The following is an 8,320-nucleotide window of genomic DNA, read 5'->3' on the forward strand; positions in this document are numbered from 1 at the left end:
GGTATCTTCCCCTCAGGCGTTGAACGGCATGTTGAAATGCTTCAACAGCGCTTTGGCTTCCGCGTCAGACTTCGCGGTCGTCGTGATGACAATATCCATGCCCCAAACTTCATCGACCTTATCAAAGTCGATTTCGGGGAACACGATGTGCTCTTTCATGCCCATGGCAAAGTTGCCACGACCATCAAAGGACGGTTTCACGCCGCGGAAGTCCCGGATACGGGGCATTGCGATGGTGATCAGGCGATCCAGAAAATCATACATCCGGTCGCCACGCAGGGTCACCTTGGCACCAAGCGGCATTTCTTCCCGTACACGGAAGCCCGCGATGGATTTCTTTGCCTTGGTGGTGACAGCCTGCTGACCCGCGATCTTCGTCAGATCCTCGACAGCGGATTTGGCTTTCTTGCTGTCACGGACAGCTTCAGCGCCGCAGCCGATGTTCAGCACGATCTTGTCGAGGCGCGGAATCATCATGTCGTTCGAATACCCGAACTCTTCCTTCATCGCGGCTTTGATTTGCTCGCGGAAGACAGCCTTCAAACGGGGGGTGTATGTTGCCGTATCAAGCATCGATCACATCCCCTGTTGTCTTGGCAAAGCGGACCTTCTTGTCGCCTTCAACCTTGAAGCCAACACGGGTCGGTTTGCCGTTTTTGTCGACGATTGCCAGGTTCGACAGGTCGATCGGCATCGCCTTGGGTGTGCGGCCGCCCTGACTTGTCTGGGACTGACGCACGTGGCGGATTGCCATGTTCAAACCGTCAACCACAGCCTTACCGGCCTTGGGATCAACGGACGCGATGGTGCCCGACTTGCCTTTGTCTTTACCGGCAAGCAGCATGACCTTATCGCCCTTACGGAGTTTCGCAGCCATTACAGCACCTCCGGCGCAAGCGAGATGATCTTCATGAAGTTCTTGGCGCGCAATTCGCGCACAACCGGCCCAAAGATACGCGTACCGACGGGCTCACCTGCGTTGTTCAGGATCACTGCGGCGTTGCGGTCAAAGCGGATGGCTGTGCCGTCTTCACGGCGGACTTCTTTGGCGGTGCGTACGACGACGGCCTTGCGGACGTCCCCTTTTTTCACGCGACCACGCGGGATGGCTTCCTTCACGGATACAACGATGATGTCACCCACCGACGCGTATTTCCGCTTGGACCCACCCAGAACCTTGATGCACTGAACACGGCGTGCGCCGCTATTGTCAGCAACATCCAGATTGGTCTGCATCTGGATCATAATCTGTCTCCCGACGTCCCGGACCGCTCAGAGTGAGGCATTGGCCCAGGGGTTTCGTAAATGCCAAAAGGCTATCGCTTACTCAGCGATAACCTCCCAACGTTTGGTCTTCGACTTGGGGGCGCATTCCTGAATGCGGACGACGTCCCCAACGGCGAATGTCTCGGCCTCATCATGGGCACGATATTTCTTGGACTTCCGGATCGTCTTTTGAAGAACCGGGTGCTTGAAGCGGCGCTCGACGGACACGGTCACGGTCTGTGTGTTCGCGGTCGATGTTACGGTGCCGGAAAGGATACGTTTGGGCATCTGTCTGGCTCCCTCTTATGCGTCGCTGGCCGCAGCAGCGGCCTTTTGGTTCAGCACGGTGGCAACCCGTGCGACGTTGCGGCGAACCTCACGGATGCGCGCAGTGTTCTCAAGCTGGCTTGTGGCCTGCTGAAAGCGGAGGTTGAAGGCCTCTTTTTTCAGCGAAACAAGCTCATCCCGGAGCTGGTCCGGTGTCTTGTCATGCAATTCTTTGGCGTTCATGCGCCGTTCCTTTCTATCAACATCACCGGCGGGCCCCATCATTGATGTGGGTCACCACGAATCCCGGTGGAGGTGGATGAAGTGGCGCGTATAGGGCGGATGCTGGAGTCGCGCAACCCCTTTGTTTTCAGGCCGCTGCGTTGCCCTCTCGCCAATGTGGCAATCGCATATTATGACAGGCACATGAGCACAATATCTTCCCTCTTCGTGACCCGCCTCTACCACGCGCCCTTGTCCGGGCACGCCCCGGCGATCGACGCTGGTGAAATGGAAACGTCTTGCTTCACCATCGCCGAGGATGACGAAGCGGGCCAACAATGGTGCGAAGACAACGCCTATCCCGGCTACACGTCTTATGCGTCTCTGTCCGACCTGCCCTGGCGGTTCCCGATCTTTGCCGATCTGGTGACGGTGCTGGACGCCCATGTCGCAGCCTTCGCCGAGGACCTTGAGTTCGATCTGGACGGGCGTAAGCTTGTGCTCGAAGATCTCTGGATCAACATCCTGCCAGAAGGCGGGTTTCATGCCGCGCATATCCACCCCCATTCGGTGATTTCAGGCACGACCTATGTGTCGATGCCCGAAGGCGCGTCGGCCCTGAAACTCGAAGACCCGCGCCACGCCATGATGATGGCCGCACCTCCCCGCCGCAAAAACGCGCGCGAGGAGATGCGGAACTTCATCTATGTCAAACCGGCGGTCGGAGATGTTCTGCTCTGGGAAAGCTGGCTGCGCCACGAAGTGGTGATGAACCAGTCCGAGGAGGAACGCGTGTCGGTGAGTTTTAATTATCGTTGGGAGTAAGACCGGTTCTGCAAACCGTGGGCACATCGCCCACCCTACGGCAGATTGAGAAGACACAACGAAAAACCCCCGGCGTTTTCACGCCGGGGGTTTTCAATTTAGTAGGGTGGGCAGTGTGCCCACCAACCGTTTACCAGTCCTCGCGGACCACGACGCGGGTCTTGATCGGCAGCTTCATCGCAGCCAGACGCAGTGCTTCGCGGGCAATGTCTTCACCGACGCCGTCGATTTCGAACATCACGCGACCCGGCTTGACCTTGGCCGCCCAGTAATCGACCGAACCCTTACCTTTACCCATACGGACTTCGGTCGGCTTCGACGTGACCGGGGTATCCGGGAAAATCCGGATCCAGACACGGCCCTGACGCTTCATGTGACGCGTCATGGCACGACGGGCTGCTTCGATCTGACGTGCTGTCACACGCTCAGGCTGAAGCGCCTTGAGGCCAAAGGTGCCAAAGTTTAGATCGGAGCCGCCCTTGGCTTCGCCCTTGATCCGGCCTTTGAACATCTTGCGGAATTTTGTACGCTTTGGTTGAAGCATGATTAGTTCCTCCGACCGCCGCCAGCACCACGCGGTGCGGGACCGTCTTGCAGTTCCTGTGCCTTGCGATCCCGTGCGGCCGGATCATGTTCCATGATCTCGCCTTTGAAGATCCAGACCTTGATACCGATGATGCCATAGGCCGTTTCGGCCTCTACATTGGCATAGTCGATGTCGGCGCGCAGCGTGTGCAGCGGCACCCGGCCTTCACGATACCATTCTGTCCGCGCAATCTCGGCACCGCCGAGACGACCCGCCACGTTTACACGGATGCCCAGGGCCCCCATACGCATCGCGTTCTGAACGGCACGCTTCATGGCACGACGGAACGACACACGACGCTCAAGCTGCTGAGAGATGCTCTCACCAACCAGTTGCGCGTCAAGTTCCGGCTTGCGCACTTCAACGATGTTCAGGTGCAGCTCGGAGTCGGTCTTGGCAGCAAGCTTCTTGCGGAGCGTCTCGATGTCCGCGCCTTTCTTGCCGATGATGACACCGGGGCGTGCAGTATGGATCGTCACGCGGCACTTCTTGTGCGGACGTTCGATGATGACACGCGCGACACCAGCTTGCTTGCACTCTTTCTCGATGAACGCACGCATTGCGATATCTTCGAGCAAAAGGTTGCCGTAATCTTTGCTGTCTGCGTACCAACGGCTGTCCCAGGTGCGGTTGACCTGAAGACGCATGCCGATCGGATTGGTTTTGTTACCCATTAGGCCTGCTCCTCAACTTGACGCACCTTGATGGTGATCTCCGAAAACGGCTTCATGATCTTGCCAAAACGGCCACGCGCCCGAGGACGGCCACGCTTCATCACGAGGTTTTTGCCAACATAGGCTTCGGCGACGATCAGCTCGTCCACGTCAAGCCCGTGGTTGTTTTCGGCATTGGCGATAGCGGATTGAAGGCACTTCTTCACATCGGCCGCGATCCGCTTCTTGGAGAAGGTCAGATCGGTCAACGCGCGGTCGACTTTCTTGCCACGGATAAGACCGGCAACAAGATTAAGCTTTTGCGGGCTGGTACGAAGCATGCGCAGTTTTGCCATTGCTTCGTTGTCTGCCACGCGGCGGGGGTTCTTTTCCTGGCCCATGACTTACTTCCGCTTCGCTTTTTTGTCAGCCGCGTGACCGTGATAAGTCCGTGTCGGCGAATATTCACCGAACTTCTGACCGATCATGTCTTCGGAGACATTGACTGGGATGTGCTTGTGGCCGTTGTAGACACCAAACGTCAGACCCACAAACTGGGGCAGGATCGTCGAGCGGCGCGACCAGATCTTGATAACTTCGTTGCGGCCGGATTCGCGGGACGCTTCTGCCTTTTTCAAGACATAGGCATCGACGAACGGGCCCTTCCATACAGAGCGCGACATGATTTACCGCCCCTTCTTTTTGGCGTGACGCGAGCGGATGATCAGCTTTTGCGACGCCTTGTTTTTGTTGCGGGTTTTCTTACCCTTCGTCGGCTTACCCCATGGTGTCACAGGGTGACGACCACCGGATGTCCGGCCTTCACCACCACCGTGCGGGTGGTCGATCGGGTTCATGACGACACCACGAACGCTTGGGCGGATGCCCTTGTGGCGCATGCGGCCGGCTTTACCGAAGTTCTGGTTCGAGTTGTCGGGGTTCGACACGGCACCAACGGTGGCCATGCATTCCTGACGCACGAGACGCAGTTCACCCGAGCTGAGGCGGATCTGCGCGTAGCCACCATCACGACCCACAAACTGGGCGTACGTGCCTGCGGCGCGCGCGATCTGACCACCCTTGCCGGGCTTCAGTTCGATGTTGTGAACGATTGTCCCGATCGGCATGCCCGAGAATGGCATGGCGTTGCCCGGCTTCACGTCGGCCTTGGCCGATGCGATCACGCGGTCGCCAATGGCGAGACGCTGGGGCGCGAGGATATAGGCCTGTTCGCCATCGTCATACTGGACGAGCGCGATAAAGGCTGTGCGGTTGGGGTCATATTCGATGCGCGCAACTGTTGCGCCCACGTCAAACTTGTTCCGCTTGAAATCTACGATACGGTAAAGGCGTTTCGCCCCACCACCGCGACGACGGGATGTGATACGTCCGGTGTTGTTCCGGCCACCCGATTTGGTCAAACCCTCAGTGAGGGATTTGACCGGACGGCCTTTCCAAAGCTCCGAACGGTCGATCAGCACCAGCCCGCGCTGGCCCGGCGTCGTCGGCTTATACGACTTGAGTGCCATGCTTTCTGTCTTCCGTTAGCAAGTGCCCCGAGCTTGATCCGGGGCTATGTTTGGGTGAATTGCTTCACCATGTGTATAGGGCCCCGAAGGTCCCCGATTAGCGCAACAACGAAGCCCCGGACGAATCCGGGGCTGCGTGGTTGGGAGTTCCTAGGCAATGTGGCGCGGGGCGTCAAGGGCGCAGGACGGACAACGGCCCATACAGGCGCATCGCGCAGACCAAGTCACCACTTGCGGCGCTACGCGAAACCAACCGGGTCTTTCTGGACGCGGTTTTCCTATTCCCCGAACAACCGACCAAAGAGCGATTTTGCGGTTTTTTTCACCGGCGATTTCGGACTTTCACATGGCGACAAAAACGGGTTGTTCACGCTGGTCGGTTCGGCACAAACCGCGCGATCTGTTGGCGCTTCGTCCTTGGCACAATCGGTTGCCACAGAGTGCTGCTTCAGCGCATGCGCCCGCGCCTTTGCAGCGTTGGCAGCCTGCTCAGCTTTGGCCGCATGCGCAGCGCGCTCTGCCTCTTCTTCGGCAATCAACTCTTTGATGGTTTTCATGGTAAAGGCGGTAGCCTCTTTGGCCGAGACGCCCGAAATGGGTTTGAGACGTTGGTATTCCATTGCGATCCTCGTACATGCTGAGGTCAAAACTGACTATGCCTGCGGTCTTGAAATATGAGTGTATGATCAGACCCCATAAATATGGCGGAACTTTGATCCAAATTGGGTGAAATGATGGACGCATCTCCCAAGAAAAGAAAAGCCCCCTACCTTACGGTGAGGGGCGTTCCTAATTTGTAAGGTGGGCAAACAAGCCCACCAGGATCACAGACCCGTGGTCACGTCGATCGTATTGCCTTCGGCAAGTGTCACATAGGCTTTCTTTACGTCTTTCCGGCGGCCCATTGTGCCGCGGAAGCGCTTTGTTTTGCCCTTGGTGATCGTCGTGTTGACCGCCTTGACCGACACACCAAACAGGGCCTCAACGGCCGCTTTGATCTGGGGTTTGTTGGCGTCAATCGCCACCTCGAACACAACCGCGCCATTTTCGGACGCCATTGTTGTCTTCTCGGTGATGATCGGCTTGCGGATCACATCGTAATGTTCTGCTTTCGCGCTCATTTCAGACGAGCCTCCAGTGCTTCGACGCCCGCCTTCGTGAGCACAAGTGTGTCACGCTTTAGGATGTCATAGACGTTTGCCCCCATCGACGGCAGAACATCGAGACCTTCGATGTTGGCTGCGGCACGGATGAAGTTTTCATTCACCTCTGCCCCGTCAATGATCAGCGCGCGCTTCCAGCCCAGATCACGGATCTGCTTGGCCAGCACCGATGTCTTGCCGTCTGTCTCGATGTTCTCGATGATGACGAGCGAGCCATCTTTGACCTTGGCGGACAAAGCGTGCATCAGACCCAGCTTGCGAACCTTCTTGGGAAGGTCATGCGCGTGGCTGCGCGGTGTCGGACCCTTGTAGATACCACCCTTGCGGAAGATCGGTGCCTTGCGGGAGCCGTGGCGTGCGCCGCCGGTGCCCTTCTGGCGATAGATCTTCTTGGTCGAGTAGCTGACTTCGGACCGTGTTTTCACCTTGTGCGTACCGGCTTGCGCCTTGTTGCGCTGCCAGCGCACCACACGGTGCAGGATGTCGACGCGCGGATCGAGACCGAAGATCTCATCACCCAGCTCGACAGACCCGGCAGTGCCGCCGTCCAGTTTGATCACATCGAGTTTCATGCGTCGCCTCCTTCTTGAGCAGGAGCTTCTGCCGCGGCGGATGCCTGCGCAGACCGCAGAGCGGCAGGCAGAACAACGTTATCCGGTGTCGGCTTCTTCATGGCGTCCTTAACGGTCACCCAACCACCCTTGGAGCCGGGAACGGCGCCTTTGATCATGATGATGCCGCGTTCCGCGTCCGTCTTCACAACCTGGAGGTTCTGGGTCGTCACTTTTACAGCGCCCATATGGCCGGCCATCTTCTTACCTTTGAAGACCTTGCCCGGATCCTGACACTGACCAGTAGAGCCGTGCGAACGGTGCGAAATCGACACACCGTGCGATGCACGAAGGCCGCTGAAGTTGTGACGCTTCATAGCACCGGCGAAGCCTTTACCAATCGAGGTACCCGAGACGTCCACGAACTGACCTTCGAAGTAATGGTCAGCGGTGATCTCTTCACCCACATTGATCAGGTTCTCGGGTGCAACGCGGAATTCCGCGACCTTCCGCTTGGGTTCCACATTCGCCTTGGCAAAGTGACCACGCATCGCTTTGGACACGCGCTTTGCCTTGATCGAACCGGTGCCCAGCTGAACAGCCGAATAGCCATGCTCATCAGATGTGCGCTGTGCGACCACCTGAAGATTGTCGAGTTGGAGGACGGTCACGGGAATCTGCTTTCCGTCTTCCATGAAAAGCCGGGTCATGCCGACTTTTTTTGCAATGATACCAGAGCGCATCATGGGATACTCTCCTTAAACCTTGATCTCGACATCCACGCCAGCGGCGAGGTCGAGCTTCATCAGGGCATCAACGGTTTGCGGTGTCGGGTCGACAATGTCGAGCAGACGCTTGTGGGTACGGATTTCCCACTGGTCGCGCGATTTCTTGTTGACGTGCGGGCTACGCAGAACGGTGAATTTCTCAATCTTGTTCGGCAGCGGGATCGGGCCGCGCACTGTGGCGCCCGTCCGCTTTGCGGTGTTTACGATTTCCTGTGTCGACGCGTCGAGCACACGGTAATCAAACGCCTTGAGCCGAATGCGGATATTTTGGCTTTGCATTGGTCTTAGCCTTTATTGGCGTTGCGGTTGAGAGGATGAAGCAAGACCACCCTGCCCCTTCATCGAACCGAATACGGGACGGCATGACACCGTCCCGCGCAATTTGGAACCGTTCGCTTACGCGACGACTTTGGACACGACGCCCGACCCGACGGTGCGGCCGCCTTCGCGGATGGCGAAGCGGAGGCCGT

The 8,320-nt window shown here is 57.7% G+C and carries 17 protein-coding genes; 1 reads left to right on the forward strand and 16 read right to left on the reverse strand.

Going from position 1 to position 8,320, the window contains the following annotated elements:
• Positions 1-12: 12 nt before the first annotated feature.
• The 5 genes from rplE to rpmC form a co-directional block, all read right to left on the reverse strand.
• Positions 13-573 carry a 50S ribosomal protein L5 gene (gene rplE / locus ACSHXH_RS15020; RefSeq protein ID WP_435672626.1) on the reverse strand — a complete coding sequence of 187 codons (561 nt, stop codon included), beginning with the start codon at positions 571-573 and terminating at the stop codon, positions 13-15.
• Positions 566-877 carry a 50S ribosomal protein L24 gene (rplX, locus tag ACSHXH_RS15025; protein WP_435672627.1) on the reverse strand — a complete coding sequence of 104 codons (312 nt, stop codon included), beginning with the start codon at positions 875-877 and terminating at the stop codon, positions 566-568. The genes rplE and rplX overlap by 8 nt, the downstream gene beginning before the upstream one ends.
• On the reverse strand, positions 877-1,245 hold the full coding sequence (rplN, locus tag ACSHXH_RS15030; RefSeq protein WP_007427594.1) for a 50S ribosomal protein L14: 369 nt from the start codon (positions 1,243-1,245) through the stop codon (positions 877-879). The genes rplX and rplN overlap by 1 nt, the downstream gene beginning before the upstream one ends.
• A 78-nt stretch (positions 1,246-1,323) precedes the next feature.
• Positions 1,324-1,554 (reverse strand): 30S ribosomal protein S17, encoded by a 231-nt coding sequence (gene rpsQ, locus ACSHXH_RS15035; RefSeq protein ID WP_435672628.1) that lies wholly within the window; start codon positions 1,552-1,554, stop codon positions 1,324-1,326.
• Positions 1,555-1,569: 15 nt separating this feature from the next.
• Entirely contained in the window at positions 1,570-1,776 is a 207-nt protein-coding gene (gene rpmC, locus ACSHXH_RS15040; protein WP_435672629.1) for a 50S ribosomal protein L29, read from the reverse strand.
• Positions 1,777-1,959: 183 nt separating this feature from the next.
• On the opposite strand from rpmC, the gene ACSHXH_RS15045 reads away from it, so the two are divergent.
• Positions 1,960-2,580 (forward strand): 2OG-Fe(II) oxygenase family protein, encoded by a 621-nt coding sequence (locus tag ACSHXH_RS15045; protein ID WP_435672630.1) that lies wholly within the window; start codon positions 1,960-1,962, stop codon positions 2,578-2,580.
• Between the two features lie 130 nt (positions 2,581-2,710).
• Here ACSHXH_RS15045 and rplP read toward each other — a convergent pair whose 3' ends face one another.
• The 11 genes from rplP to ACSHXH_RS15100 all read right to left on the reverse strand — a co-directional run.
• Positions 2,711-3,124, reverse strand: a complete 414-nt coding sequence (gene rplP, locus ACSHXH_RS15050; RefSeq protein ID WP_085628853.1) for a 50S ribosomal protein L16 — start codon at positions 3,122-3,124, stop codon at positions 2,711-2,713.
• Positions 3,125-3,126: 2 nt separating this feature from the next.
• The gene (rpsC, locus tag ACSHXH_RS15055) at positions 3,127-3,840 is read right to left on the reverse strand and encodes a 30S ribosomal protein S3 (protein ID WP_435672631.1); all 714 of its coding nucleotides are present in this window, start codon (positions 3,838-3,840) and stop codon (positions 3,127-3,129) included.
• Positions 3,840-4,220 carry a 50S ribosomal protein L22 gene (gene rplV / locus ACSHXH_RS15060; protein ID WP_435672632.1) on the reverse strand — a complete coding sequence of 127 codons (381 nt, stop codon included), beginning with the start codon at positions 4,218-4,220 and terminating at the stop codon, positions 3,840-3,842. Before rplV ends, rpsC begins: the two co-directional genes overlap by 1 nt.
• Before the next feature lie 3 nt (positions 4,221-4,223).
• Positions 4,224-4,502, reverse strand: a complete 279-nt coding sequence (gene rpsS, locus ACSHXH_RS15065) for a 30S ribosomal protein S19 (RefSeq protein ID WP_435672633.1) — start codon at positions 4,500-4,502, stop codon at positions 4,224-4,226.
• Positions 4,503-4,505: 3 nt separating this feature from the next.
• Positions 4,506-5,348: a 50S ribosomal protein L2 gene (rplB, locus tag ACSHXH_RS15070; RefSeq protein ID WP_435672634.1), complete on the reverse strand. Its 843-nt coding sequence runs from the start codon at positions 5,346-5,348 to the stop codon at positions 4,506-4,508.
• A 278-nt stretch (positions 5,349-5,626) separates the two neighbouring features.
• Positions 5,627-5,968 (reverse strand): hypothetical protein, encoded by a 342-nt coding sequence (locus ACSHXH_RS15075; RefSeq protein ID WP_435672635.1) that lies wholly within the window; start codon positions 5,966-5,968, stop codon positions 5,627-5,629.
• Positions 5,969-6,172: 204 nt separating this feature from the next.
• Positions 6,173-6,469, reverse strand: a complete 297-nt coding sequence (locus ACSHXH_RS15080) for a 50S ribosomal protein L23 (protein WP_085628848.1) — start codon at positions 6,467-6,469, stop codon at positions 6,173-6,175.
• Positions 6,466-7,083 carry a 50S ribosomal protein L4 gene (rplD, locus tag ACSHXH_RS15085; protein WP_435672636.1) on the reverse strand — a complete coding sequence of 206 codons (618 nt, stop codon included), beginning with the start codon at positions 7,081-7,083 and terminating at the stop codon, positions 6,466-6,468. Before rplD ends, ACSHXH_RS15080 begins: the two co-directional genes overlap by 4 nt.
• Entirely contained in the window at positions 7,080-7,808 is a 729-nt protein-coding gene (gene rplC / locus ACSHXH_RS15090) for a 50S ribosomal protein L3 (protein WP_435672637.1), read from the reverse strand. Before rplC ends, rplD begins: the two co-directional genes overlap by 4 nt.
• 12 nt (positions 7,809-7,820) lie before the next feature.
• A complete protein-coding gene (gene rpsJ / locus ACSHXH_RS15095; RefSeq protein ID WP_299787897.1) occupies positions 7,821-8,129 on the reverse strand; it encodes a 30S ribosomal protein S10 in 309 nt (102 codons plus the stop codon).
• A gap of 117 nt (positions 8,130-8,246) precedes the next feature.
• Positions 8,247-8,320: hypothetical protein (locus tag ACSHXH_RS15100; protein ID WP_435672640.1), on the reverse strand; the 74-nt coding region annotated here is incomplete at its 5' end.

It is taken from the genome of Marivita sp. (assembly GCF_051251565.1).
Classification (GTDB): domain Bacteria; phylum Pseudomonadota; class Alphaproteobacteria; order Rhodobacterales; family Rhodobacteraceae; genus Marivita.

Bases quoted from the DNA above. Each gene is read 5' to 3' on its own strand.
- ACSHXH_RS15045 (WP_435672630.1), top strand. From the start codon at position 1,960: ATGAGCACAATATCTTCCCTCTTCGTGACCCGCCTCTACCACGCGCCC.
- rplD (WP_435672636.1), bottom strand. From the start codon at position 7,083: ATGAAACTCGATGTGATCAAACTGGACGGCGGCACTGCCGGGTCTGTC.
- rpsJ (WP_299787897.1), bottom strand. From the start codon at position 8,129: ATGCAAAGCCAAAATATCCGCATTCGGCTCAAGGCGTTTGATTACCGT.
- rplB (WP_435672634.1), bottom strand. From the start codon at position 5,348: ATGGCACTCAAGTCGTATAAGCCGACGACGCCGGGCCAGCGCGGGCTG.
- rpsS (WP_435672633.1), bottom strand. From the start codon at position 4,502: ATGTCGCGCTCTGTATGGAAGGGCCCGTTCGTCGATGCCTATGTCTTG.
- rpsQ (WP_435672628.1), bottom strand. From the start codon at position 1,554: ATGCCCAAACGTATCCTTTCCGGCACCGTAACATCGACCGCGAACACA.
- ACSHXH_RS15080 (WP_085628848.1), bottom strand. From the start codon at position 6,469: ATGAGCGCGAAAGCAGAACATTACGATGTGATCCGCAAGCCGATCATC.
- rpmC (WP_435672629.1), bottom strand. From the start codon at position 1,776: ATGAACGCCAAAGAATTGCATGACAAGACACCGGACCAGCTCCGGGAT.
- rplN (WP_007427594.1), bottom strand. From the start codon at position 1,245: ATGATCCAGATGCAGACCAATCTGGATGTTGCTGACAATAGCGGCGCA.
- rpsC (WP_435672631.1), bottom strand. From the start codon at position 3,840: ATGGGTAACAAAACCAATCCGATCGGCATGCGTCTTCAGGTCAACCGC.
- rplE (WP_435672626.1), bottom strand. From the start codon at position 573: ATGCTTGATACGGCAACATACACCCCCCGTTTGAAGGCTGTCTTCCGC.
- rplP (WP_085628853.1), bottom strand. From the start codon at position 3,124: ATGCTTCAACCAAAGCGTACAAAATTCCGCAAGATGTTCAAAGGCCGG.
- rplC (WP_435672637.1), bottom strand. From the start codon at position 7,808: ATGATGCGCTCTGGTATCATTGCAAAAAAAGTCGGCATGACCCGGCTT.
- rplV (WP_435672632.1), bottom strand. From the start codon at position 4,220: ATGGGCCAGGAAAAGAACCCCCGCCGCGTGGCAGACAACGAAGCAATG.
- ACSHXH_RS15075 (WP_435672635.1), bottom strand. From the start codon at position 5,968: ATGGAATACCAACGTCTCAAACCCATTTCGGGCGTCTCGGCCAAAGAG.
- rplX (WP_435672627.1), bottom strand. From the start codon at position 877: ATGGCTGCGAAACTCCGTAAGGGCGATAAGGTCATGCTGCTTGCCGGT.